We start from the raw sequence: 23,905 nt of genomic DNA, 5'->3' as shown, positions 1-23,905 counted from the left end.
CCAGGCTGGCGCGGCTACCCAGGCCGGTGCAGCTGCCCAGGCTGGCGCGGCTACCCAGGCCGGTGCAGCTGCCCAGGCTGGCGCGGCTACCCAGGCCGGTGCAGCTGCCCAGGCTGGCGCGGCTACCCAGGTTGGTGGAGCCGGCCAGATTGGTGGCGCTGGCCAGATTGGTGGCGCTGGCCAGATTGGTGGCGCTGGCCAGGTTGGTGGCGCTGGCCAGGCCGGTCAGGTCGAAGGCCCACTCATCGGCGCAGTGATCAACCGCATCGCACTGGTCCAGGCGACGCCGTTCGGGCTGCCGCTCGAAGCATTCGACGGTGCCGTGCTGTTCTGGGAGGAGTTCGGCGGCCAGGCCGCGTACGTGTGGAGTTACCTGCAGATCATGCGGCACGCGGGCATCCTCGACCGGATCGCCGGCATGGTCGTGGGCGTTCCGCGCGACGTCATCGGGTTGGAGCCCGGTGCGTCGCCGACGCTGCGCGAGATCGTGCTCGACGTCCTCGGCGACCGGGACATCCCGGTCCTCGGCAACGTCGAGGTCGGACACGCCGGGCCGAACCTGCCGATGCCGGTCGGGATCCGGGTCGGGCTCGACGCGGAGCGGCGGACGCTGTCGCTGCTTGAACCCGCCGTGGTACCTGCCGCGGACCCCGCCTCCTGACGCACATGCCGAAGCCCTGGACCGGAGGGGATCGGTCCAGGGCTTCGGCTTTACTCGCGGAGTGCGCCTAGACGGCAGCCACAGCGACAGGGCGCTCCGCGGGCTCCAGGGCGAGGTCAAGGACCTCGCGCACGTCGCCGACCAGGTGCACGGTCAGCTTGTCCAGCACCTCGGCCGGGACGTCGTCCAGGTCCGGGCCGTTGCGCTTGGGCAGCAGCACGGTCGTCGCACCGGCCTGGTGCGCGGCCAGCAGCTTCTGCTTCACGCCGCCGATCGGCAGGACCCGGCCGGTCAGGGACACCTCGCCGGTCATCGCCACGTCCTTGCGGACCAGGCGCCCGCTCAGGAGCGAGGCCAGGGCCGTGGTCATCGTGACGCCGGCGCTCGGGCCGTCCTTGGGCTGGGCCCCGGCCGGCACGTGGACGTGCACCGCGCGCTTGCTGAGGTCCGCCACCGGCAGCTCCAGCTCGGCGCCGTGCGAGCGCAGGTAGCTCAGCGCGATCTGCGCCGACTCCTTCATCACGTCGCCCAGCTGGCCGGTCAGGCTCAGGCCGGTGCCGCCGGTCTCCGGGTCGGACAGGGAGGCCTCGACGAAGAGCACCTCGCCGCCGGCGCCGGTCACCGCCAGGCCCGTCGCCACGCCCGGCACGGCCAGGCGGTCGGCGGTCTCCGGGGTGTGGCGGGGACGGCCCAGGTAGTCCTTCAGGTTCTCGACCGTGATGGTGAGCTGCGCCTTCGAACCCTCGGGTGTCACCTCGGCGTCCGTCACCTCGACGTCAGCCGCGTCCGTGCTCGCACCAGGTGCGTCGCCGGATGCGACTTCAGCGTCCTGATCCAGAACCGTCGCCGAGCTTTTGGCCGCGGCTTCAGAATCCGCCAGGGCCGTCTTCGCAGCGACCTTCCGCAGCACCCGGGAGATGGCGCGCTCCAAATCACGCACACCGGCCTCCCGCGTGTACTGCTGAGCCAGCAGCCGCAGCGCCTCGTCGTCGAACGCCACCTCGTCGGTGGACAGCCCGGCGCGGTCGATCTGGCGCGGCAGCAGGTGGTCGCGGGCGATCAGGACCTTCTCGTCCTCGGTGTAGCCGTCGAGGCGCACCAGCTCCATGCGGTCCAGCAGCGGGCCCGGGATGGACTCCAGGACGTTCGCCGTGGCCAGGAACACCACGTCCGACAGGTCGAGCTCGACCTCCAGGTAGTGGTCGCGGAACGTGTGGTTCTGCGCCGGGTCCAGGACCTCCAGCAGGGCCGCCGTCGGGTCGCCGCGGTAGTCGGCGCCGACCTTGTCGATCTCGTCCAGCAGCACGACCGGGTTCATCGTGCCGGCGTCCTTGATGGCACGCACGATCCGGCCGGGCAGCGCGCCGACGTAGGTACGCCGGTGACCGCGGATCTCGGCCTCGTCCCGCACACCGCCGAGGGCGACGCGGACGAACTTGCGGCCCATGGCGCGCGCCACGGACTCGCCGAGGCTGGTCTTGCCGACGCCGGGCGGGCCGACCAGGGCCAGCACCGCGCCGGAACGACGTCCGCCGACCAGCTCCAGACCCTTGTCCTGCCGCTTCTTCCGCACCGCCAGGTACTCGACGATGCGCTCCTTGACGTCGTCCAGACCCGCGTGGTCGGCGTCCAGGACGGCGCGCGCGCCGGCGATGTCGTAGGAGTCCTCGGAGCGCTCGCTCCACGGCATCTCCAGGACGGTGTCCAGCCAGGTGCGGATCCAGCCGGCCTCGGGGTTCTGGTCCCCGGAGCGCTCCAGCTTGTCCACTTCCTTCAGCGCCGCCTCGCGGACCTTGTCGGGAAGGTCAGCGGCCTCGACGCGGGACCGGTAGTCCTCCTCTTCGGAGGCCTCCTTGCCGTCGAGCTCAGCCAGTTCCTTACGGATGGCAGAGAGCTGGCGACGCAGCAGAAACTCGCGCTGCTGCTTCTCCATCCCGTCCTCGACGTCCTTGCGGATGGACTCGTTGACGTCCAGCTCCACCAGGTGCTCGCGGCCCCAGGTCAGCAGCTTCTCCAGCCGCTCGTCGACGCTCAGCGTCTCCAGCAGCTCGATCTTCTGCGCGGCCTTCAGGTACGGCGCGTAGCCGGCGGAGTCCGCCAGCTGCGAGGGGTCGGAGATCTGCTGCACCATGTCGACGACCTGGAAGGCCTCGCGGTGCTGCAGGATCTCGATGGCCAGGTCCTTGTACTCCTTGGCCAGCTCGCGGGTCCTGGAGGTGATCGGCGGCTCCTCGAGCACGATCGCCTCGACCCACAGGGCCGCGCCCGGACCGGTGGTCCCGACGCCGATGGTGGCCCGGTGCGTCCCGCGCACCACGGCGACCATGCGTCCGGAGCCGGCCATCCGGCCGGTCTGCTCGATGATGGCGACGACGCCGGACTTGGCGTAGTTGCCGTCCAGCCGCGGCACGAGCAGCACCTGCTGCTTGCCCCCGCGGGTGGGGCCGTTGGCGGCGGCGTCGACGGCCGCGCGGGTCTCGGAGTCGGACAAATCCAGCGGCACGACCATGCCCGGCAGGACGACCGCGTCGTCCAGCGGGATGACCGGGAAGGCCTTGGTCGCGCCGGTCATGTTCTCACTCATTCGCTGTGGCTCCCTACAAGAAGTAAGTTGAGTCTGACTCACTCAATGTCTGGGCGCCGCGTGGTGTTCCCGAGGGGCCGTTCGCTGTGAGCGATCGCATACGCGGTGGTGGAAGGCGACGAGGTTTGCGCAGGTCGGCACCAGTGTCGGGAGGCGTCCGCTGTGAGCAGAGGGCCGACCGCCGGGAGCAGATGCCGCAGCGGCCGAGCTCGGTGCCGGGCAGTGTCGAAGGCATGCCGAACTCCACGCCTGCCACGCCTGCCACGCCCCCGGCCTACGACGCGATCGCCGACTGGTACGAGACGGAATTCCTCGCCGCGCAGGGCGATGCCGATCCGATCGGCATCAACGCCGCCCTCGCCGCGCTGCTCGGAGCAGCGCCTGAGGGTCCCGGCCCCGCCTGTCTGGAGATCGGCTGCGGCACCGGAGCGCACGCCGCGGCGGTCCGTGCGCTCGGCTGGACGCCGGTCGGCGTCGACCTGTCCTCGGGAATGCTGGCGTACGCCGCCGGCCGGCTTCCCGTCGCGCGCGCCGACGCCGAACACCTTCCGATCGGGACCGGTTCGCTCGACGCCGTGATCGCCGTGATGGTCCACACCGACATGCCGGGCTACGCGCGGGTCGTCGCCGAGGCCGCGCGGATCCTGCGGCCCGGCGGGAGGTTCGTGCACGTCGGCGTGCATCCGTGCTTCTGCGGCGGGTTCGCCGACCGCGGCGACCCGGCGGCGACGGTCATCCGCCCCGGCTACCTCGACGCGGGGCGGTGGACGACGGACTCGTGGACGTCGAACGGGGTGCGCGACAAGGTCGGCGCGACGCATTGGCCGCTGCCCGACCTGCTGCACATGGTGGCCGACGCGGGCCTGGTCCTGGAACGCTTCGCCGAGGGCGGGACGCCGGTACCGATCACGTTCTCTCTTCGGGCTTCCAAGCCGGAACTCTGATCCTTGCGATCAGGTCCCATCGATCCGGTCCCGTCGATCAGGTCATGAACTGGTCGTGCCGCGCGTAGAGCTCGGTCCACTCCTCCGGCGACAACACCCGCCCCGCGTTCCGGATCTCCGCCAGCTCCTCGAAGTACGGCTCGCGCGGCGCCCCCGGCGCGAACAGCACCAGCATCGACGCCGCCTCCCCCGAGGTGTTCGCGAAGCTGTGCACGCCGCCCGGCGGCACGAACAGGTAGTCCCCCGCGTTCGCGTCGCGCCAGGTCTCGCCGTCGTACAGCGCGACGCTGCCGTCCAGGATGAAGAAGGCCTCGGAGAACGTGCGGTGGTAGTGCCCGCTCGACGTCGTGCTCTTCGGCTTCCCCGGGAGCATGTCCCAGCGGTACAGGCCGTACAGACCGCCGGTGGTCCCGCCGGTGGACAGCAGGCTGACGCGCGAGGCGCCCCCGATGTTCAGCTCGGGCTCGGCGTCGGCGGTCCGGAACGTGGCGCTGACTTCGCCCTGCTCGGCGAAGTAGCGAGGTGAGGGGTAGGACATGCCCCGAACACTACGGCCGGGCCGGCGCGCGCCGGTAGGGCCGATCCCGGCTCGCTCGTCTGGGCCACTTGGCCGAATCGTGCGGACGCACCGCCGAAAAGCGGCCGAATCGCCGCCGAATCACGCCGTATCGCGCCGAATACTGAGACGGATATCCCGCGATATTGACGTTCCCTGAGATTTGCTGTCATTCTCAGAACATGAGACGCGCCACTGTTCTCGTGGCTCGCCGTCACGTCGATCTGCGCCGGACCGCGAGCGCGATCTGTCCTGCGTGCGCATACTGACTCAATGGCCCTGAGCTGGGCCGCAGCCAGTCTCCAGGCACATTGGTTTTGCCTCCGAAATATTCGGACCCCATTAGTCTTCGTCCGCCGAAGAATTCCATTCCGGGGAGCCCTTCATGCCCGCACGCAATGTCCGCCCGCTGCACCTGAACGCATTCCTGCACGCCCCCGGCCACCACGACGCCGCCTGGCGCCATCCCGGCAGCGGCGGCGACCGGACCCTGGACGTCGACTACCACATCGAGCTGGCCCGCACCGCCGAGCGCGGGCTGTTCGACGCCGTCTTCCTCGCCGACAGCCTGGCGGTCCGCAGCCGCCCCGACGTCACCGTCGCCGCCGGCCTGGAGCCGCTGACGCTGCTCACGGCGCTGGCCACGGCCACCGAGCACATCGGCCTGATCGCCACCGCCTCGACCACCTTCTACGAGCCCTACATCCTGGCCCGCACCCTGGCCTCGCTGGACCACATCTCGCACGGCCGCGCCGGCTGGAACGTGGCCACCGGCGGCGACCTGGCCGAGGCCGCCAACTTCAACCTGGACGAGCCGGTCGAGCACGCGGTGCGCTACGAGCGCGCGGCGGAGTTCCTGGACGTCGCCACGCAGCTGTGGGACAGCTGGGCCGACGACGCCGTGGTGCACGACCGCCGCGCCGGCCGCTACGCCGACCCGGACCGCATCCGCGAGGTGGAGCACACGGGGCTGTTCTTCAAGGTGCGCGGGCCGCTCAACGTGCAGCGCACGCCGCAGGGCTGGCCGCTGCTCGTGCACACCGCCTCCTCCGCCGACGGCCAGGAGTTCGCGGCCCGGTACGCCGAGGTCGTGCTCACAGCGCAGCAGAACATCGCCGACGCCGCGGCGTTCTCGCACGAAGTGAAGTCGCGCGCCGCCGCCTACGGCCGGGAAGCGCACGTCCCCGTCATACTGCCGGGCATCGCCCCGGTCATCGGCTCCACGGAGGCCGAGGCCCGCCGGCTCGCGCGCGAGCTGACCGAGCTGCAGCTCGCGGAGCCGGGCGTGAGCCAGCTCTCTGATCTGCTGGACGTCGACGTGTCAGGGCTCGATCCCGACCGGCCGATCCCCGCCGGCCTGCTGCCGCGCGAGGAGGACCTGACCGACCACCGGTTCGCACTGATCACCGACCTGGCGATCCGCGAGCGCCTGACCGTCGGCCAGATAGTGGCGCGCCTGAGCGGCGGCCGCGGCCACCGCGCGGTGGTCGGCACGCCGGACCAGATCGCCGACTCGCTGCAGGAGTGGTCGCAGGCCGGGGCGGCGGACGGGTTCACCGTGGCGCCGCCGATCCTGCCGGGCGGGCTCGCGGCGTTCGTCGACCACGTGGTGCCGGTACTACAGCGGCGCGGGCTGTTCCGCACCGAGTACGACCTCGGCACGCTGCGGGAACGCTTCAACGTGGCCCGCCCCGAGGACCACTTCCCGGAGCCGGCGCCGGCCGCCGTGCGACGAGCGGTGCTACCGCCGCTGGCCCGCGTCTGAGCGTTCAGCCAGAAGCGGAGCCGGCCGTGCGCAAACACCTCCAGACTCCGCGTCCTGATCGCTGCCGGTAGGACGCGGACCCGCCGGGGTGGCCGAGCTGTGGGAGGATCGGCTGCCCCGGCGCCTTTTTGTTGGCGCTCAACGCTATTTGCCCTTGTATGTAGCTCCTGCGCATGATGCTTGACGTTCCATGGCGGCTCACACAGTCGGCTAACACAGTCGGCTCACACGGTCGGCTCGACGAGCCCGTGGCTCACCGCACAAGCCGCCGCCTGCAACCGCGAGTTCACTCCCAGCTTGTTCAACACCGCCTGTGTGTGGCTCCGCACCGTCGTCACCGAAATCCCCATCGCCGCCGCCATCCCGCCGGTCGAGGCCCCGCTCACCAACTGCCGCAGCACCTCCAACTCCCGCGGCGTCAACGCCCCGGTCAGCCGGCCCGCCGCGGATTCCGTCCCGGGCCGGCGCGTCGTCACCGCGTGCCGCACCAGAACCGGGTCGTAGTACCCGGCGCCGGCGTGCAGGCGCTCTATCGCCGCAACGATCTCCTCCAGCGTGCGCCGCTTGGACATCAGCCCGTCCACACCCGCGGTGATCAGCGCGTGCAGCGGCGCGGCGTCCTGTTCCGTGGTCAGCGCCAGCACCTTGGTGCCGCGACGGTTCGCCGCGTCCGCCAACGCCGCCAGATCAGGCGTCGGCGGCCCGAAGTCCACGACGCAGATGTCTGCTTTACCGCCGCTGTCCGCCAAGCCGCGCGGGTCGAAGCTGACGTCGACCACATCATGACCGCGCTGCCTCAACGCCGATGCGAACGCCTCAGCGAACAGCCGATACGCGTCGCAGAGCATGACTCTCACACCACGTCAACGAGGCCCCGGAACGTCCGGTCACTCGATGACACTAAAAGGTGAAGATCTCACGTCCCGCCGCCCAGCCCCGCCTGTCGGCCGATGGCCGCCGCCTCCAGCATGCTGTGCGCGTCCAGCTTCTTCAGGATCCGCCTGACATGGGTCCTGACCGTGTGCTCGGAGACGGCCATCCGCCTCGCGATCGCACGCCGGTCCAGGCCCTCGACCAGGCATTCGAGCACCAGCTTCTCCCGCACGCCGAGCGCCGCCACCCGCGCATCACAGTCCGTACCCTCTTGCCCTTCGCCGCGCAGGTCGGCGAGCGTGTGGGTGCGCAGTACCTCTGTCACCAGCTCGAACGGCACCCAGTACTCGCCAGCCAGCGCGCCGCGGACCGCCCTGGCCATCTCCGCACTCGACGACCTGGTCAGAATCCACCCCTGGACACCGTCCTGCACCGCCTCGACCGCCTCGTCCACCGCCGTCGACGGCCCGAGAATCAGGACCTTGGCATCCCCGACGCGCGCCAGCGCCCGGATCAGCCGTCCGGGATGGTCGCGGAAGACCGCGACGTCCACCAGCACCACCTCCGGCCGGTGTTCGGCGACCGCCGCGAGCAGTTCCTCCGAACCGGACACGGTCGCGACCACGGTCAGCCCCTCCCCCCGCAGGTAGGCGGCCAGCGCGTCGGCCACCGCGCACAACGCGTCGCAGACCACGATCGTCCCCTCGGGCATGACCCGCTCCCCTGGTCGCCTGATCAATCCTGATCAGTCAGTACTTCCGATGAATGAGACCGAAGTGACGGCGCCTGCACGATCTCATTCCCGCGCCGGGACACGAGACTACGGGTGATCAGGCCGACACCACTCGCGTTCGGCCCATCCGTCACGAGCTTCGACACGTTCGAGTCATGAGATCTCGAGTCATGAGATGAGGAGCACACCGCACTATGAGGGCACATCAACGAGGTCTGACCCCCCGCGGCTGGGGGATCGCCGCGGCGGGCACGGTCGTGTGCGCGGCGGGCCTGGCCTTGTGCCTGGGCGGCACCACGGCCGCCCAAGCCGCGCCGGCGGCGGTGGCCGGCGGCGCGTTCGGCGTGGCCGCGGACGTCAGCCTGGCCGGCGTCCACGTGAGCGTCCCGGCCGGGCCGGCGGTGACGCTGCCGTCCCCGGGCGGCAGCGCGACGACGATCACCGGGCACGCTGTAGGCCTCGGCGTCGGGGCCCTGGCCTCGCTCGGCGTCCTGGACGTCAGCACGGTCGGCACGCCGCCGGGCGGCAGCGTGCACAGCACCGCCGAGGTGCAGGGGCTGCGCGTGGACGCCGTGCTCGGCGGCGACGATTCGGCGCTGCACGGCCAGGAGAACGCGATCAAATCGCAATGCACTGCGACCGGCTCGGGTGCGTCGGCGAGCACTGATCTGCTCCATGTGGTGATCGCCGGGCAGACCGTGGCCGCGAACCCCGCGCCGAACACGCACATCACCGTCCCGGGCATCGCGGACGTCGTCCTCAACGAGCAGACCCAGACCGGCAGCGCCGGGTCTCCGGGCGTCACGGTCAACGGCGTGCACATCCGCCTGCTGCCGGGTCTGGGCGCCCTGGGCGGCGGCGACATCTACCTCGCGCAGTCCCGCTGCTCGATCACCGGCGGGACCGGCATGCCGGTCGGCGCGGTCGGCGGCGTAGTGCTGACCGGGGTGCTCGGGGTGCTGTTCACCGGCTACCAGTTCCGCAAGCGGCGCTCGAACCGGGGTTCCTCCGGCGGCGCGTCCGGCGGCGGTAGTGGGTTCGGCGGCGGGATCGGCGACGTCGGCGACGGGGCCGGCGCGTGAAGGTGCTGGCCGTCGGGGCGCACCCGGACGACGTGGAACTCGGGTGCGGCGCCGCGCTGCTGGCGCACCGTGCCCGGGGCGACAGCGTCGGGCTGCTCGTGCTCACCGGTGGTGAGCACGGGCCGCAGGGTCAGTCGTCGCGGGTGTCGGAGCAGGAGATCGCCGCGTCCATCCTCGGAGCCGACCTGTTCTGGGGCGGCTTCGAGGACGGCGCGGTGCCGGAGGGACGCGCCGCGGTGGCGGTGGTCGAGGACGCGATCCGGGCCACCGGCGCGGACGTCGTCTACACGCACTCGCCGCGCGACAGCCACCAGGACCACCGCTCGGCGGCGGTGGCGACGCTCGCGGCCGGGCGGCTGGTCAGCAGGATCCTGATGTACGAGACGCCGTCGTCGCTCGGGTTCGCGCCGACGGTGTTCGTGGACGCCGCCGAGCACCTGCCGGGGAAGCTGAAGGCGTTGCGCGCGCACGTGTCGCAGGTGTTGAAGAACCAGATGGTGGACCTGGACGCGGTCGCGGCGCAGGCGCGCTTCCGGGGGTTTCAGGCGCGGCTGCGGCACGCTGAGGCGTTCGAAACCGAGCGGTTCGCTTGGGATCTCAGCGGCGCGGGCCTTTCCGGTCCTCGCGTCGACCAGCACGTCTCAGGCATCGAATACGCACCGGCAGCCGGTCGGGGCCGGTGACCGCGTGAGCCGTGCCAGCCATCGCCGCGTCTCAGCCGTCCGGCTTCCCTCCGGATGGCCCAGACACGCGTTCATAGTCGGTGCGGTGCTCGTGCCGTGGTCGGTGCTGGGTACCGCGGTCCTGACGGCGGGCGTCGTCTATCTGCTCGACGCCGTCTTCCTGTGCTTCTTCATCCGGCACACCGCTTTCGCGGTCTCCGCCCTGCGGCATGCGGACCCTGATTCGCTCGCCGCCGCACGGGCCGATTCACTGGTCTTCGGCGAGCTGGCGGGCTACCGGCCGGCCGTGTCGGTGCTGGTGTCGTGCAAGAACGAGCGGCTGGTCGTCGATCGGCTGGTCTCGGAGCTGCTGGCCCTGGACCACCCGGCCGAGCTGCTGCAGATCGTCATCGTCGACGACGGCTCCGACGACGGGACCGGCGAGATCCTCGACCGTCGCGCCGCTGCCGAACCGCGGCTGCTGGCGCTGCATCGTCCTGCGGGATCCGGCCCTGCGGGCAAGTCCGCTGCTTTGAACTACGCGCTGCCCCGGCTGACCGGGGAGATCGTCGTGGTCTTCGACGCCGACCACCGGCCGCACCGCGACAGCCTGGCGCTGCTGGTACGGCACTTCGAGGATCCGAGCGTGGGCGCGGTGCAGGGCCGGTGCCGGATCCGCAATGCCGCCGACGCGCCGCTGACCAGGCTGATCACCGTGGACTACCTGGCCGGCTACCTGGTCAACGAGTTCGGGCGGCAGTCGGTGTTCGGGTTGCCGGCCTACGGCGGGGCGAACTGCGCGATCCGGCTGGCAGCGCTGAGGGATCTGGGCGGGTGGAACGTGCACAGCGTCACCGAGGACACGGATGTGACGCTGCGGCTGCTGCTGTCGGGGCTGCGTGTGCGGTACGAGCCGGGTGCCGTGGACGACGAGGAGGGAGTCACGACGGTGCAGCGGTTCTGGAAGCAGCGGTATCGGTGGGCTCGGGGGCATCAGCAGGTGTGCCGGGACTATTTGAGGCACGTGTGGCGGGCTTCGCATTTGTCAGTGCTCGAACGTGTCGAGACGGTGATGTTCCTGCTGATCTACCACGTTCCGGTGGCTTCGTTGCTGGCGTTGGGATTGCTGGTGCTGTCGGCCGCCGGGCTGGTGCCGGCGGCGTCGATACCCGGCGGGTTCGTGCTGTGGACGTTGCTGTTTCTGGGGCCGCTGCTGGAGATCGGCGGCGGGATGTTGTTGGCGCGGACGCGTCGCTCCGATGTGCTGGCGCTGGTGTGGTTTCTGCCGATGTTCCTGGTGTCGGCGGTGTTGTGCGGGAAGGCTTGGTTCGACGGGCTGTCAGGGTCCTCCTATACGTGGGTGCGGACGGATCGGTCGGGGGCGGGTTCGGGGGCAGGTTCGGGGCCGGGGCTGTCGGGGCCCTCAGGGCGGTCGGGACCTTCAGGGCGGTCGGGACCGGGGCCGTCCGGATCGTCGGCGCGGCAGGTGCCGTCGTGAGGCCGGAACCGTGGCGCGTGTTCGTGCGCATCGGGATGCTGCTGGCCCTCACGATCGCCGGTTTCGTGCTGTTGCAGCGGTGGATGCGGGGCGTGGAGACCGCGGCGACCGTGGACGTGTTCCACGCGCTCGGCGTCGGCGGCGTGTCCCGCGGTTATCAGGCTTCGATCATCGTCGACGCCCGGTCACGCGGATCGTTCGCCGCGATCCTGACACCGGCGTGCTCGTCGCTGGCCTCGCTGCTGGCGCTGGGCGGACTCGCGGTACTGCGGCCGACGGGAGCCCGGGGCCGGCTGGCACTCGCAGTCGGTGCGGCGATGGCCGTGGTGTTCGTGGGGAACATCGCGCGGATCGCCGCCTCGATCGGCGTCGGGCTGCTGACCGGGCCTTCGGCGCTCGTGCTGTTCCACGACTGGGTCGGATCTCTTTTCGCTTTCGCTTACACGCTCGGAGGGTTCGTGTTGATGATGTGGTTCCTGCTGCCCCGGGACGGGGTGGCTTTGGACGACCTGTGCCTCGCCGCCGCTGATGGGGTGCGCCATGAGTCCTGAGCCAGTGGCGTTGGCGATCGGCGGCTCACTGGTCGCCGTCGCGGCCGTCCGCAGCGCTGTGACCAGGATCGGAGTACGCCGACAACTCCGCGTCGCCCTCGTCGCCCCGGACCCTGCCGCGCGCGTCGCGGCGGTGCAGACGGCCGGCGAGAACGGCGTAGGACGCAACGCCCGGCTGCTGTTGGACATCGCCGAGGCCGAGGAGGACATCTGGGTCCGGCAGGCGTTGGCGCAGACGGTGATGCGGCATCGGTGGGAGCCGGCGTGCACGGTCGCCTTGGTACGGCTGCGGGTGTGGGCCAAGCAGGAGTTGTTGTGGGGGCGGCTGGAGGTGCCCGCTGCGTCGGTGGTGGGCGTCGACGGTGCGCAGGCGTTGGTTTCGACCGGCTGGTGGGAGGAGTGACATGACGGAAACAGTGCTGGTCACAGGGGTTGGTGGGCCTGCGGGGGTCTCGGTGGTCAACGCGCTGCAGCGTGCTGGCGTGCGTACTGTCGCAGTGGACTGTGACGCTTCCGCTGCCGGGCTTTCGTTGGGTGACGTGTCCGGGGTCGTTCCGATGGCCGGGGATCCCAAGTTCGTCGAGACTTTGTGCGATCTCGCAGTATCCCAGGGTGCTGATGCCGTCGTCTCGACGGTCGCCGAGGAGCTCGTCGCGTTAGGAGCACGCGCTGAAGACCTTGCCGGCAAAGGGATCGCAGTGTGGGTTCCCTCGCAGAAGACAGTGGAGCAGTGCACTGACAAGGCCGTCTTCGCGACCGTCCTGGACGAAGCCGGGATCGCGACGCCAGCTACCGGTTTCGCCGCATCGGACGTATCAGGGCCCTGGATCGTGAAGCCGCGGTTCGGCCGAGGTTCGCGTGACGTGTATCCGTGCGACTCGGCCGACGAGGTGGCGTGGGCGCTGCGGCGCGTCGTCGATCCCATTGTGCAGACGCGGTTGTCGGGGCTGGAGTTCACCGTCGACGCGCTCGTCGACCGCGACGGACGGTTCGCCGGCGGCGTGCCGCGCTGGCGGCTGGAGACGCGCGGCGGGATCTCGACGAAGGGGGAGACGTTCGCCGATGACAGGGTACTGATAGGAGCAGCGGCGGTGTTGGAGGCCGTCGGGCTGTGCGGGGTGGCGTGCGTCCAGGGCTTCGTGACGGACGCGGACGAGGTGGTGTTCGTCGAGTGCAACCCGCGTTTCTCCGGCGGACTGCCGCTGTCCCTGGCGGCCGGCGCGGATCTGGTGGGCGAATACGTGCGGGGAATCAGGGGACTGCCGATCCGGAGCTCGCGTCTGGGGTATCGGCCCGGTGTGCGGATGTCGCGACTGTTCTGTGAGGTGTTCGAAGGTTGAGACTCACCATCCCGTTCGGGACCCGGCCGGAGATCGTGAAGCTGGCGCCGGTCGTCCGCGAGCTGCGGCGACGCGAGTGGCCCACCCGCCTGGTCTTCACCGGGCAGCACTACGATCCGGCGCTCGGCGAGGAGTTCCTGGGCTCACTGAATATGGAGCCTGATTCCCGCTGGACCCTGCCGCCGGACCCCACAGCGGCCCTCGGCGCGCTGCTGGAGCGCGCGGTCGAGGAGGTGACGGCGTTCGCCGCCGACGCCGTGCTGCTGATGGGCGACACGATGACGGTCCCGATGTTCTGCCTGGCCGCGCGGCGTGCCTGCGTGCCGGTGGTGCACCTGGAGGCGGGGCTGCGCTCGTTCAACGAGACGTCGATGGAGGAGGTCAACCGGCGCATCGCGGCCACCACGGCATCACTGCACCTGGCACCCACGGCCCTGGCCGCGCGCTTCCTGACCGACGAGGGCGTCGACGCCGCGCGGATCCGCGTCGTCGGCAACACTGTGGTGGACGTGGTGCGCGAATCAGGCGTACCGCGCGTGCCGTTCGAGTCGCGCGCCGGCGTGCTGGTGACGGCGCACCGCGCGTCGACGGTCGACTCCCCCGCACGGTTGCAGGCACTTGTGGACTTGTTGGTACGCATCGCGGGCCTGGCCGCCTCGGACCCCGCCTTCGGCCCGGTGCTGTTCCCCGCGCACCCCCGCACCCGCGACCGCCTCGCCACGGCGGGGCTGCTCGACGCGCTGACGGAAGCAGGGATCCGGGTGGTCGCGCCGCTGCCATACCGCGAGATGCTGACAGCGCTGGCCGCGTCGCGCGTGGTGGTGACGGACTCGGGCGGCCTGCAGGAGGAGGCCTCGTGGTTCGGCATCCCGGCGGTGGTGCTGCGCCGCTCGACGCCGCGCTGGGAAGGCGTGGCCGCCGGCGCCTCGGAGCTCGTCGGGCTGGACGGCGACGCGGCGCTGGCGGCCGTCGCCCGCTTCGGTCAGCTGGCGGAGCTTAAGCGCGTGGACGCGTTGGAGTGCCCGTATGGGGACGGCTTCGCGTCGGCGCGGGTGGCCGACGCGGTCGCGGAGGCCGAGGCGGCGGGGCTGCTGCGGCTGCGGGAGCCGGACTTCGTGGGCCGCGCGGCGCCGGGGAGCGTCGGGCATGGGGCGGAGGCCTCGTGGAGTTGAGCAGCGGCGGCTCGCGGCGAAATCTTGTCGGAGGGGCCAGTTATCTAACCACCACCACCCGCGACATCGAGGCAGTCCTCTGCGACCTCGACGACACCCTCTACCCCCAAGCCACCTGGCTCGACGGTGCCTGGCGCGCAGTGGCAGCGGAGGCCGCCCGCCACGGAATCGACGAGCCCGCATTCCTTGCAGCCCTGCAAGCCGACTCAGCCCTCGGCTCCGCCCGCGGCGGCATCATCGACCGCGCCCTGGCCGCCGTGGGGTTCGGGACGGCGGCCGGGCACGCGGGCGCGGTGACGGAGCCGGGATCGAGCGTGGCGGCGGAGATCGGCGCGGCTGCCGGACACGACAGTGCGGCGTTGGCGTCAGCATCGCGTGCAGCCGCAGGCACCGAGGCGGCAGCCGGGCACAACGGCACAGCGGCGGGTGCCGGCGCGGCGGTCCGGATCGCGGCATTGGGCACCCATGACAGTGCGGCGTTGGCGTCAGCATTCGGTGCAGCCACAGGCACCGAGGCGACAGCCGGCCACAACAGCGCGGCGGCGGCATCGGGTGCAGCCACCGACGCGCTCGATCCGGCGCCAAGCGCATCGGGGTGCGCCACATCGACCGCAGCGTGCGCGGATGTGGTCAGTCCTCTCCTTAACCCCACCCCCTCCCAACCTGCCACTACTCCAGCCGACACCTCGGCCAGCGCCCCAACCCTCGCCGCAGCCGTCGCCGTCGCCAGCACCAGCACCAGCACCAGCACCAGCACCCGAGCCCTCGTCCCCGTCAGCGCCAGCGCCAGCGCCCCGGCCGCCGGCACCGGCACCGCCGCCACAATCACCCCCACCCCCGCCGATCTCATCGCCCGCCTGGTGGCGGTCTTCCGCGCTCATCGCCCGGTGCGGCTGGAGCCGTATCCGGGGGTGCGCGAGGCGCTGGCCCGGCTCCGGATGGCGGGGGTGCGGCTCGCGGTGGTTACTGATGGGGATGTTGATGTGCAGGCTTGGAAGGTGCGGGCGTTGGGGTTGTCCGCGTTCTTCGAGTGTGTCGTCGTCTCTGATGCGCTGGGGGGACGTGCTGTGCGCAAGCCCCATGCCGCGCCGTTTCTTGCCGCTCTTGAGGGGCTCGGTGTTCGGCCCGGGCGGTGCGTTGTTGTCGGCGATCGTCCTGAGAAAGATGTTACGGGGGCGGTGGGGGTTGATATCAGGGCTATTCGGGTGAAAACCGGCGAGTATCAGCGGGCTGCCGATGTCGCTGGGACCTGGCATACGGCTGCTGATTTTCCCGCCGCTGTCGACTGGCTGCTTCAGACGTGAAAGCGGCGCGCGCCGGGGGAGATCCCAGCGCGCGCCGCTCGTACAAACAGACAAGCGCCTACAGCGGCAGCTTGCGGAACAGGGGGCGCGGGACGTGCCGCAGGCCCGACATCACGTAGCGGAACGCGCCCGGCGCCCAGACCGTGTGCGAGCCGCGGCGCAGGCCTGCGATGATCGCGTCGGCGACCGCGTCCGGGGTGGTGGACAGCGGCGCCTTCTCCAGGCCGTGGGTCATCTTCGTGTCCACGAAGCCGGGGCGCACCACCATCACGTGCACGCCGGTGCCGACCAGGCTGTCGCCGAGGCCTTGGGCGAAGGTGTCGAGGCCGGCCTTGGACGAGCCGTAGATGAAGTTCGACCTGCGCGCGCGCTCCCCCGCGACGGAGGACAGAACCACCAGTGCCCCGTGTCCCTGCTTCTTCAGCGCCTGGGCGACCACGATGCCGCTGGAGACCGCGCCGGTGTAGTTCACGTGCGCGACGGCTGCGGCGCGTGCCGGGTCCTTTTCGTCCTCCGCCTGGTCGCCGAGGACGCCGAAGGCCATCAGGACCACGTCGACGTCGCCGGTGGCGAAGACCTGCGAGAGCACTTTGTCGTGGTCGTCGGTGGCGGCGGCGTCGAAGGCGACGACGTCGACCGCGGCGCCGAGGCGGCGCAGTTCGGCGGCGTTGTCCTCCAGGCGCTGGGAGGGGCGGCCGGCCAGGTAGATCTTCTTGGTGCGCGCGGCGGCCATCTTGCGGGCCGTCGCCATGGCGATGTCCGAGGAGCCGCCCAGCACCAGCAGAGACTGGGCCGCGCCCAGGGAGTCCTTCATATCCGTTGTTCCAATCCGTTGTTGCTGCGGGGGCCCTGAGGGGAGCTACTGCGAACTCTAGAGAAGCCTCTCTGCAGAGCTCCGTATAGCGGGCCTCTACAGGTGCAGGCGGCGCGCCTGGTCCGACATGAACACCTGGTGCGGGTCGGTCTCCGCGCGAAGCTTGCGGAACGCCTCAAGGCGCGGGTACATGTCCGCCATCAGCTCGGGCCGCATCCGCGAGTCCTTCGCCAAGTACAGGCGGCCGCCGGCCTCCAGCACCTTCTCGTCCATGTCGTCCAGCAGCTGCGCCAGTCCCGCGGTGTTGGTCGGGAAGTCCAGCGCCAGAGTCCAGCCCTTAGAGGGGAACGACAGGTAGCCGGGGCTGCCTTCGCCGAAACGCTTGAGGACGGTCAGAGCGGCCGGGGCACCGTGCGCGGAGATCTGCTCGACGATCTGACGCAGCGTGTCCTCAGCGCCGAACGGAATCACGAACTGCCACTGCAGGAATCCCGCAGGACCATAGACGCGGTTCCACTCCATGATCCCGTCCAGAGGGTGGAAGAACGCACCCACACCCTGGATCACGCCCTCTTTACGGACCGGCGCCTTACGGAACCACATCTCATTGAACGCGCGGCCGGTCATCTTGTTCAGCAGACCGCTGACCGGAACCGGAGGAACCTTGCCCAGGGACAACGGAGCGAACTTGCGCGGGTCCTTGCGGACCTTCGCCGGGAGCTCGTCCAGCTTCGCGAAGTCGCCGCAGGTGAGCACGGAGCGCCCGAGGTTGCGGCCGGTGGACAGGCAGTCGATCCAGGCCACCGTGTAGGGGTACTTCTCGTCGGTGGCGGCGAGCTCGGCCAGGACGCCGTCCAGGTCCGGGGCGCGCCAGATGTCGGCCTTGATGCGGGCCGTCTCGACCTTCTTGAACGCGATGGTGGCCTGGGTGACGATCCCGGTCAGGCCCATGCCGCCGGCCGTGGCCCAGAACAGCTCCGGCTCGGTCTGCGGGGTCAGCGTGCGGATCTGCCCGTCCGCGCCGAGCAGGTCCATCGAGAGCACGTGCTGGGCGAAGGTGCCAGCGCTGTGGTGGTTCTTGCCGTGGATGTCCGCACCGATCGCGCCGCCGACGGTGACGTAGCGGGTGCCCGGGGTGACCGGCACGAACCAGCCCAGCGGCAGCATCGTGTTCATCAGCTGGTGCAGGCTGACGCCGGACTGCGCGGTGACGATCCCGTTCTCGATGTCGATGTTGAGGATCTTGTTGAGCGAAGTGGTGCGCACGACCCGGCCGCCGCCGTTCTGCGCCGGGTCGCCGTAGGAGCGTCCCAGGCCGCGGGCGATGACGCCGCGCGGGCCGGCGCCGGCGACCAGCTCGGCGAGCTGGTCGATCGCCGTGGGGTCGGCGACGTCGGCGACCGAGGGGCTGGTCATGCCCCAGCCGTAGAGGCGCTCGGAGTGCACCTCGCCGCCGGTTGAACTCTGCTGTGGCACAGCCACGTCTCTCACGTCCCTATATTCATTTCGACTTCAGTACTGCCGCCCCGGGCGGCGGGGCGGCTCAGCCGCGCGCGCCGACCAGGATCACGCCGGTGGCGAACACCGCGAGCCACACGGCCCCGATACCCATGATTACGCGGTCCTTCAGGACGACGTCCTCGGGCTCTCCAGCGCGGCCGGAGTCGATGAACATCGAGTAGCGCAGGAAGATGAAGACCCAGGGGATGACCGAGATCTCCAGCCACGGCTTGGCGGACTTGTGGGCCACGATGCCGTTGGCGGTGGTGGCCAGTTGGAAGGCCCACAGCGAGTACGTGATCATGGTGACCGTGGCGGCGGCCTGCCACACGAACCGCAAGTAGGTCTGGGAGTACTCCGAGAGCGACTTGCGGGAAGCGGCGGCGTCCTCCCCCATCAGCACCATCTCCGAGTAGCGCTTGCCGGCGACCATGAACAGCGAGCCGAAGCCGGTGGTCAGCAGGAACCACTGCGAGAGCTCCAGGTTCGCCGCCACGCCGCCGACGATGGCGCGCAGCAGGAAGCCGGAGGCCACCATCGCCAGGTCCAGGACCGGCACGTGCTTGAACCACATCGAGTACACGATGTGCAGCGCCATGTAGACGGCGACCACCAGGACCGTGGTCCAGTTCGCTATGGCCGCGATCCCCAGGCCCGCGAGGCCGCAGACCGTGCCGGAGACCAGGGCCAGCGGGATCGGGACCCAGCCGGCGGCGATCGGGCGGAAGCGCTTCTTGGGGTGGCGCCGGTCGGACTCGACGTCCATGACGTCGTTGATGAAGTAGATGCAGGACGCGGCGAAGCAGAACGCGACGAAGGCGATCGCGGAGGTACGCAGCACATCGGCGTGGCCGAGCTTGGCCGCCGACAGCGGAGCGGCCAGGACCAGAACGTTCTTGACCCACTGCCGCGGCCGGGCGGCGAGCAGCAGAGCGACCGGCATGGGGGGACGCTTGCGCAGGTCAGCCGGGGCATCGACGGCGTTGGTGGAACCCGTCGCGGGCTGGGGCTCGGACACCTGCGGCTCAGCAGACTGCGTGGGAAGGGATGTCACCGGGCAAACCTATCGGATGGTTGAATCGCGGAGTGTAAGCAGCTCGGACCAGACTCGATCCGTTTCCTGATCGAGGTCTTCGAGCGACCCGTTGTTTGCGATGACGTAATCCGCCGCCGCCAGTCGGTCCTCCCGCGACGCCTGCGCCGCCATCCGCGCGGCGGCGTCCGCACGGGACATACCGCGGTTGGCGAGCAGTCGCGCATACCGGACTTCCTCATCGGCGTCGACCACGATCACGGCCGCATACCCGCGGTCCGCCCCACCCTCGACCAATAGCGGAATATCGTAGACGACAATGCCGCCTTCCGGGGCGGCATCGGCCCATTCGGCCATCAGCGCGGCGACCCGCGGGTGCACGATCGCGTTGAGCGCGGCCAGCCGCTCGGGGTCGGCGAACACGATGGCGCCCAGCTTGGGCCGGTCCAGAGCCCCGTCGGGCCCGACCACCTCGGAACCGAACTCCTTGACAACCGCGTCGTAGCCGTCGGTGCCGGGTTCCACGACCCGGCGCGCGGCCAGGTCGGCGTCGACCACGGTGGCGCCTCGGGCCTTGAGCCTGTTGAGCACCTCGCTCTTGCCCGAGCCGATGCCACCGGTGAGGCCGACGCTTAGCGTGGCCGGCTTGTCCTTCTCCATGGGGCTCCGTTCGGCTGGGGACGTTCGCGATCGCCGTCTGCAGAAGGCTAACGTGGCGCTGCACTCTTTAGGTCACTGTGTGGGACGGGAGCGAATGGACAAGCGGGATTCCGCGGCGGGAAACGCTATAGGGACGGCGCGCTGGAAGGCCGTCACCGGTTCCGCCGCCTTCGCCGCCGCGGTGTTCGCCCTCGGCTACGGCTGCACCGGCAACGCGGCCCCGGCCGCGGTCAGCGCCGGTCCCCCGGTGAAGGTGACCTCGCAGACCCCGGAACCGTCGAGCCCCGTCGGGAAGCTGCCCGCGGACCGCACCAAGCCGTCGTCCGCGCCGTGCGCGACCGAGGTCCGGCCGGCCGGCTGGTCCAGGATCGAGAACGCCAAGCCCGGTGACTCCTCGTGGCGGGCCAGCTTCGACTCGGACACGTCCGCGGTCGCCGGGTACGTGAACCAGGTGAGTGCGGCCTGTGGGGACACTCTGGACCTGCACCTGTCCGGGTACGTGTCCTCCGCGTCCGTGACCGCGTACCGGATGGGCTGGTACGGCGGCGCGGGCGGCCGCGTGGTGTGGAGCACGTCGCACGTGCCGGTGAGCGCGAGCGCGGTGAAGAACTCCGGGCCGCCGACGTACACGGTCGAGGCCTCGTGGCCGGTCGCCACGCGCATCCCGATCACGCAGGCCTGGACGCCGGGCTACTACCTGCTGATCGTGCGCGCTAAGCCGCATGACACCGGCGATGCGATTCCTCTGATCATCCGGGACGACAGTGCCGGCAACGGAACGCCGGGAAGTGGGAGCTCGCCGCTGTTGCTCCAGGCGTCCGTATTGACGTACCAGGCGTATAACAACTACGGACGGTACAGCCTCTATTACGGCCCTAAGGACCTGTCCTCTAAGCGTTCGGACCGCTCTAGGGTGGCGTCCTTCGACCGCCCCTATAACGGGAGCGGGTATCAGGCGCCCTTCCTATACGACATCCCATTGGCGGAGGAAGCGGAGAAGCTGGGGCTGGACGTCGACTACACCACGGATATCGACGTGGACCAGCGTCCCAGCCAGGTCGCCGCGCATAAGGCGCTCCTTATTGGCGGCCACTCGGAGTACTGGACGCGGCGGATGTACGACGCGGCCCTTTACGCGCGCAGCAAGGGAACCAACATCGGTTTCTTCGGCGCGAACGAGATCTATTGGCATGCGCGCCTGGAGCCCTCTCCCTCCGGGCAGGACCGGCGCATGGTCGTCTACCGCTATGCGAACGAGGACCCATTGGCGAAGTCCGACCCGTCGCAGGCGACGGTGTTCTGGGATTCTCCGCAGTTGCAGATGCCCGAGGCTCAGATCGTGGGGCCGGCTTATGGGGAGCTCGGTGCGGACGGCGGGGCGTTCCGGGTACTCCAGCCGGACTCGTGGATCTTTGCCGGGACCGGGGCTACTAAGGACCAGGTCCTGAAGAACTCTCTGGGCGGCGAGTACGACACGGTGAAGAACAACTACGCGACCCCTCCGGACATCGATGTGATCGCCGCTGCGCCGATCGTGTTCAGCGGGCAGTCCACGATGGCGACGATGTCGTACTACACCGATCCGTCGGGGGCCGGGATCTTCGCCGGGGGGATGACGTACTGGGACTGCCAGATGGCGCGGATGTGCGGGGACCGGCCGGTCGATGAGGGGACGTCGAAGCTGCTGGCGGCGATGACGGACAACGTGTTGCGGACGTTCGTGCAGGGGCCGGCCGGGAAGAAGTACCCGTCGGTGCACCGGCCGGCTCCGAGTCCGCAGGCGTTGATCTCCACGGCGGTTTCGCAGAGCGACGTCGGGATCGGGCCGCCCAAGACGACGGAGGGGTGACGGAGGGGCGGGGGTTGGCGCCGGCGCGGGCGGCGCGGGCGCAAGCGGGCGGCGCGGCCGGCGCGGGCGGGCGGCCCCGGCGGCGCGGGAAGCCGCTTCGCGTGCCTGCCGGGCTGACAGCCGGTGGCTGGTCCAAGATGGCACCAGCCCGGCGCTCGGCGGGCGCGAGGACCGGGAGTAGGGACGGTAGGGGCGTGCGCGCTGGTGTGGTGACGGGGGCTGGGGTCGGTCGGGTTCCGGTCGCGTGACCGCCGAGGGTGCTTTAGCGGGGTCGGCTGAGGATCCCGGTGCGTTCGCGCGTTCGGCGTCTGTGCTGTTGCCGGTCTATGTCGAGCCTGTGGAGAGCGGGGCGGCGGCAGCTTCCGCGGATCCTGCTGAACGGCTGAACCTGTGGCGGGGCGTTCCGCTTCCCGCGCGGTTGCTGCGGGTGGGGCTGGCTGCGGCGGTCGCTGTGGCGTGTGCGGCGGACCTGCCCATGCGGCAGGGGGCGGCGGGCCGGTTCGGGGTCAGTGCCAGGTTCGATTCCGACTTCGGCTCTGACTCTGACTTCGGCTCCACCTCTGGCGAGGAAATCGGTGTGTCCTCGGCCGGAACCGCTACTGCTACTTCGGCGGAGTGCCCGACGGGACTGGCTCGGGGCTGGCTGCGTACAGAGAACGCGCGGCCGGGCACGACTGCATGGCAGGACGCGAAGCGCACACGTGCCGGGAGCGTAAACGGCTATCTGGACCGGGACAGCGCGCAGTGCGGGGACACGGTGACCGCCTACCTGAGTTCTCTGGCGCCGGCTTCGGGAGCTTCGCTGTCGGCGTACCGGATGGGGTTCTACGGCGGCGCGGAGGGGCGGCTCATCTGGCAGGTCAGGGACGTCACCCTGGAGCCGCAGCCGAGGGCCGCGGTGACCGGGGCGAGCCTGCTGACCGTCGCTCCGTGGCGGCCGACGTTGACGTTCCGGATCACCGGGCGGTGGACGCCGGGGTACTACCTGCTGGTGGTGCGGGCGCCGGGGCAGAGCGCGTCGTCGATTCCGTTGGTGGTGCGGGCCGACGGGGACCGTGCGCCGCTGGGGTTCCAGGCCAGTGTGCTGACGTACCAGGCGTACAACACGTTCGGCGGGCACTCGGCGTACGCGAACTCGCCGCGGAAGGCCGTGGCCAGTACCGAGGTGAGCTTCGACCGGCCGTACGAGGACGGCGGGTACTACTCGCCGTACCAGTACGAGCTGCCGCTGGTGCGGGAGATCGAGAAGCTCGGGATCGACACGGACTACTTCACGGACATCGACGCCGACTCCGACCCGGCGCAGCTGCGGCTGCACAAGGGGGTGATCACCGGCGGGCACTCGGAGTACTGGACGAAGCGGATGTACGACGGCGCGGTCGCCGCGCGCCAGGCCGGTGTGAACATCGCATTCTTCGGCGCCAACGCTGTCTACACAGCCGCCCGCCTGACCGGCTCCCCGCTGGGCCCGGACCGCCGCGTGGTGATCCGCCGCTCGCTGGCCGGCGACCCGCTGGCCGCGCGCGACCCCTCGCTGGCCACCGTGAACTGGTCGGCCCCACCGCTGAACCGCCCGGAAGCCACGCTGATCGGCGAGGGCTACGGCTACCTCGGCGCCAGCGGCTCACTGCGGGTACTGCACCCCGCCTCGTGGATCTTCGCCGGCACCGGCGTGACCGAGGGGCAGGTGCTGCGCAACACGGTCGGCGGCGAGTACGACCAGGTGGACGTGAACCAGCCGACGACCCCGCCGGACGTGGACGTCCTGGCGGCGATGCCGATCAGGTTCCTGAGCGGCCAGGCCGGCATGGCGACGACGACGTACTACGTGGCACCCTCGCACGCCGGCGTCTTCGACGCGGGCACGACGTACTGGCCCTGCGTGATGAGCGGCGACTGCCTGCACCTGGGCCCCACCCCGCCCGCGGTGCGCGCGGTGGTGACGCGCGCGACGGACAACGTGCTGCTCGCGTTCGCGGGCGGGCCGGCGGGGCTGGAGCACGCTTCGACGCCGAACTGGCCTCCGTCGGCGGAGGGGCTGGTGGGGTCGGCTCGGGAGGTGGGGGACGTGGCGGTGCGGGCTTATTGAGGTGCGGATGCGCTGACTTTTGCGGCTGCGCGGAGGGGCCCCGCCCCGTCCTGGGGGACAAACCACCGTGAATCAATTATCGAATAGCGTCAACCGCCGGGAGAAGGCCTCGGCAGCGAAAACCACTCGGTCGGAGCAGCGCCCGCCCGGCCGCAAGGCGGACCATGAGCTTTGCCTACCAGCCAGATGACGGCTTGGCCCCGAACCGAGCGGTGAGCGACCTAGTCACTTCCGT

At 70.4% G+C, this 23,905-nt stretch carries 22 protein-coding genes and 1 pseudogene; 14 read left to right on the top strand and 9 right to left on the bottom strand.

Annotated features, from left to right (window positions below):
* Window positions 1–391 (bottom strand): annotated as a pseudogene (locus ABH920_RS33690) (hypothetical protein); the annotation flags it as partial.
* On the opposite strand from ABH920_RS33690, the gene ABH920_RS33685 reads away from it, so the two are divergent.
* On the top strand, window positions 272–661 hold the full coding sequence (locus ABH920_RS33685) for a hypothetical protein (protein ID WP_370353283.1): 390 nt from the start codon (window positions 272–274) through the stop codon (window positions 659–661). The pseudogene ABH920_RS33690 and the gene ABH920_RS33685 overlap by 120 nt on opposite strands.
* A 67-nt stretch (window positions 662–728) precedes the next feature.
* Here the strand turns inward: ABH920_RS33685 and lon are convergent, their stop codons facing one another.
* Entirely contained in the window at window positions 729–3,245 is a 2,517-nt protein-coding gene (lon, locus tag ABH920_RS33680; RefSeq protein ID WP_370353276.1) for an endopeptidase La, read from the bottom strand.
* 233 nt (window positions 3,246–3,478) lie between these two features.
* Between lon and ABH920_RS33675 the strand changes: the two genes are divergently transcribed.
* The gene (locus tag ABH920_RS33675; RefSeq protein WP_370353275.1) at window positions 3,479–4,189 is read left to right on the top strand and encodes a class I SAM-dependent methyltransferase; all 711 of its coding nucleotides are present in this window, start codon (window positions 3,479–3,481) and stop codon (window positions 4,187–4,189) included.
* A 37-nt stretch (window positions 4,190–4,226) separates the two neighbouring features.
* Here the strand turns inward: ABH920_RS33675 and ABH920_RS33670 are convergent, their stop codons facing one another.
* A complete protein-coding gene (locus tag ABH920_RS33670) occupies window positions 4,227–4,727 on the bottom strand; it encodes a cupin domain-containing protein (RefSeq protein WP_370353274.1) in 501 nt (166 codons plus the stop codon).
* Between the two features lie 200 nt (window positions 4,728–4,927).
* Here ABH920_RS33670 and ABH920_RS33665 point away from each other — a divergent pair, with 200 nt between their 5' ends.
* Both ABH920_RS33665 and ABH920_RS33660 read left to right on the top strand, forming a co-directional pair.
* Entirely contained in the window at window positions 4,928–5,014 is an 87-nt protein-coding gene (locus tag ABH920_RS33665) for a putative leader peptide (RefSeq protein WP_370353282.1), read from the top strand.
* 116 nt (window positions 5,015–5,130) lie between these two features.
* Window positions 5,131–6,510 (top strand): LLM class flavin-dependent oxidoreductase, encoded by a 1,380-nt coding sequence (locus tag ABH920_RS33660; RefSeq protein WP_370353273.1) that lies wholly within the window; start codon window positions 5,131–5,133, stop codon window positions 6,508–6,510.
* Between the two features lie 224 nt (window positions 6,511–6,734).
* On the opposite strand, the gene ABH920_RS33655 is transcribed toward ABH920_RS33660, so the two are convergent.
* On the bottom strand, window positions 6,735–7,358 hold the full coding sequence (locus ABH920_RS33655) for a DNA-binding response regulator (protein WP_370353272.1): 624 nt from the start codon (window positions 7,356–7,358) through the stop codon (window positions 6,735–6,737).
* A gap of 68 nt (window positions 7,359–7,426) precedes the next feature.
* A complete protein-coding gene (locus tag ABH920_RS33650) occupies window positions 7,427–8,095 on the bottom strand; it encodes a LuxR C-terminal-related transcriptional regulator (protein WP_370353271.1) in 669 nt (222 codons plus the stop codon).
* Between the two features lie 215 nt (window positions 8,096–8,310).
* Between ABH920_RS33650 and ABH920_RS33645 the strand changes: the two genes are divergently transcribed.
* The 8 genes from ABH920_RS33645 (at window position 8,311) to ABH920_RS33610 (ending at window position 15,725) form a co-directional block, all read left to right on the top strand.
* Window positions 8,311–9,198 (top strand): choice-of-anchor P family protein, encoded by an 888-nt coding sequence (locus tag ABH920_RS33645; RefSeq protein ID WP_370353270.1) that lies wholly within the window; start codon window positions 8,311–8,313, stop codon window positions 9,196–9,198.
* Window positions 9,195–9,881, top strand: coding sequence for a PIG-L deacetylase family protein (locus tag ABH920_RS33640; RefSeq protein ID WP_370353269.1), 687 nt, complete (start codon window positions 9,195–9,197; stop codon window positions 9,879–9,881). Before ABH920_RS33645 ends, ABH920_RS33640 begins: the two co-directional genes overlap by 4 nt.
* Window positions 9,882–9,966: 85 nt before the next feature.
* Window positions 9,967–11,358 carry a glycosyltransferase family 2 protein gene (locus tag ABH920_RS33635; RefSeq protein WP_370353268.1) on the top strand — a complete coding sequence of 464 codons (1,392 nt, stop codon included), beginning with the start codon at window positions 9,967–9,969 and terminating at the stop codon, window positions 11,356–11,358.
* A complete protein-coding gene (locus tag ABH920_RS33630) occupies window positions 11,355–11,909 on the top strand; it encodes an exosortase/archaeosortase family protein (protein WP_370353267.1) in 555 nt (184 codons plus the stop codon). Before ABH920_RS33635 ends, ABH920_RS33630 begins: the two co-directional genes overlap by 4 nt.
* Complete coding sequence (locus ABH920_RS33625) at window positions 11,899–12,312, top strand: hypothetical protein (RefSeq protein WP_370353266.1); 414 nt, start codon at window positions 11,899–11,901, stop codon at window positions 12,310–12,312. The genes ABH920_RS33630 and ABH920_RS33625 overlap by 11 nt, the downstream gene beginning before the upstream one ends.
* A gap of 1 nt (window position 12,313) precedes the next feature.
* On the top strand, window positions 12,314–13,249 hold the full coding sequence (locus tag ABH920_RS33620; protein WP_370353265.1) for an ATP-grasp domain-containing protein: 936 nt from the start codon (window positions 12,314–12,316) through the stop codon (window positions 13,247–13,249).
* Window positions 13,246–14,421, top strand: a complete 1,176-nt coding sequence (gene wecB, locus ABH920_RS33615) for a non-hydrolyzing UDP-N-acetylglucosamine 2-epimerase (protein WP_370353264.1) — start codon at window positions 13,246–13,248, stop codon at window positions 14,419–14,421. The genes ABH920_RS33620 and wecB overlap by 4 nt, the downstream gene beginning before the upstream one ends.
* Window positions 14,412–15,725 (top strand): HAD family hydrolase, encoded by a 1,314-nt coding sequence (locus ABH920_RS33610; protein WP_370353263.1) that lies wholly within the window; start codon window positions 14,412–14,414, stop codon window positions 15,723–15,725. Before wecB ends, ABH920_RS33610 begins: the two co-directional genes overlap by 10 nt.
* Before the next feature lie 58 nt (window positions 15,726–15,783).
* Here ABH920_RS33610 and ABH920_RS33605 read toward each other — a convergent pair whose 3' ends face one another.
* The 4 genes from ABH920_RS33605 to coaE form a co-directional block, all read right to left on the bottom strand.
* Complete coding sequence (locus tag ABH920_RS33605) at window positions 15,784–16,539, bottom strand: decaprenylphospho-beta-D-erythro-pentofuranosid-2-ulose 2-reductase (protein ID WP_194921076.1); 756 nt, start codon at window positions 16,537–16,539, stop codon at window positions 15,784–15,786.
* A gap of 96 nt (window positions 16,540–16,635) precedes the next feature.
* Complete coding sequence (locus tag ABH920_RS33600) at window positions 16,636–18,021, bottom strand: FAD-binding protein (RefSeq protein ID WP_370353262.1); 1,386 nt, start codon at window positions 18,019–18,021, stop codon at window positions 16,636–16,638.
* Between the two features lie 61 nt (window positions 18,022–18,082).
* Window positions 18,083–19,093, bottom strand: coding sequence for a decaprenyl-phosphate phosphoribosyltransferase (locus ABH920_RS33595; protein WP_370353261.1), 1,011 nt, complete (start codon window positions 19,091–19,093; stop codon window positions 18,083–18,085).
* 9 nt (window positions 19,094–19,102) lie between these two features.
* Complete coding sequence (gene coaE / locus ABH920_RS33590; RefSeq protein ID WP_370353260.1) at window positions 19,103–19,732, bottom strand: dephospho-CoA kinase; 630 nt, start codon at window positions 19,730–19,732, stop codon at window positions 19,103–19,105.
* Between the two features lie 94 nt (window positions 19,733–19,826).
* Between coaE and ABH920_RS33585 the strand changes: the two genes are divergently transcribed.
* Window positions 19,827–21,581: a N,N-dimethylformamidase beta subunit family domain-containing protein gene (locus ABH920_RS33585; RefSeq protein WP_370353259.1), complete on the top strand. Its 1,755-nt coding sequence runs from the start codon at window positions 19,827–19,829 to the stop codon at window positions 21,579–21,581.
* Window positions 21,582–22,158: 577 nt separating this feature from the next.
* Window positions 22,159–23,670 (top strand): N,N-dimethylformamidase beta subunit family domain-containing protein, encoded by a 1,512-nt coding sequence (locus tag ABH920_RS33580; protein ID WP_370353258.1) that lies wholly within the window; start codon window positions 22,159–22,161, stop codon window positions 23,668–23,670.
* The last annotated feature ends 235 nt before the right edge of the window (window positions 23,671–23,905 follow it).

This window comes from Catenulispora sp. EB89, assembly GCF_041261445.1.
GTDB lineage: Bacteria > Actinomycetota > Actinomycetes > Streptomycetales > Catenulisporaceae > Catenulispora.
This window is presented reverse-complemented; position numbering and strand designations above follow the sequence as displayed.

Bases quoted from the DNA above. Each gene is read 5' to 3' on its own strand.
- ABH920_RS33645 (WP_370353270.1), top strand. From the start codon at position 8,311: ATGAGGGCACATCAACGAGGTCTGACCCCCCGCGGCTGGGGGATCGCC.
- ABH920_RS33605 (WP_194921076.1), bottom strand. From the start codon at position 16,539: ATGAAGGACTCCCTGGGCGCGGCCCAGTCTCTGCTGGTGCTGGGCGGC.
- ABH920_RS33660 (WP_370353273.1), top strand. From the start codon at position 5,131: ATGCCCGCACGCAATGTCCGCCCGCTGCACCTGAACGCATTCCTGCAC.
- ABH920_RS33655 (WP_370353272.1), bottom strand. From the start codon at position 7,358: ATGCTCTGCGACGCGTATCGGCTGTTCGCTGAGGCGTTCGCATCGGCG.
- ABH920_RS33650 (WP_370353271.1), bottom strand. From the start codon at position 8,095: ATGCCCGAGGGGACGATCGTGGTCTGCGACGCGTTGTGCGCGGTGGCC.
- lon (WP_370353276.1), bottom strand. From the start codon at position 3,245: ATGAGTGAGAACATGACCGGCGCGACCAAGGCCTTCCCGGTCATCCCG.
- ABH920_RS33585 (WP_370353259.1), top strand. From the start codon at position 19,827: ATGGACAAGCGGGATTCCGCGGCGGGAAACGCTATAGGGACGGCGCGC.
- ABH920_RS33620 (WP_370353265.1), top strand. From the start codon at position 12,314: ATGACGGAAACAGTGCTGGTCACAGGGGTTGGTGGGCCTGCGGGGGTC.
- ABH920_RS33625 (WP_370353266.1), top strand. From the start codon at position 11,899: ATGAGTCCTGAGCCAGTGGCGTTGGCGATCGGCGGCTCACTGGTCGCC.
- ABH920_RS33665 (WP_370353282.1), top strand. From the start codon at position 4,928: ATGAGACGCGCCACTGTTCTCGTGGCTCGCCGTCACGTCGATCTGCGC.
- ABH920_RS33670 (WP_370353274.1), bottom strand. From the start codon at position 4,727: ATGTCCTACCCCTCACCTCGCTACTTCGCCGAGCAGGGCGAAGTCAGC.
- ABH920_RS33675 (WP_370353275.1), top strand. From the start codon at position 3,479: ATGCCGAACTCCACGCCTGCCACGCCTGCCACGCCCCCGGCCTACGAC.
- coaE (WP_370353260.1), bottom strand. From the start codon at position 19,732: ATGGAGAAGGACAAGCCGGCCACGCTAAGCGTCGGCCTCACCGGTGGC.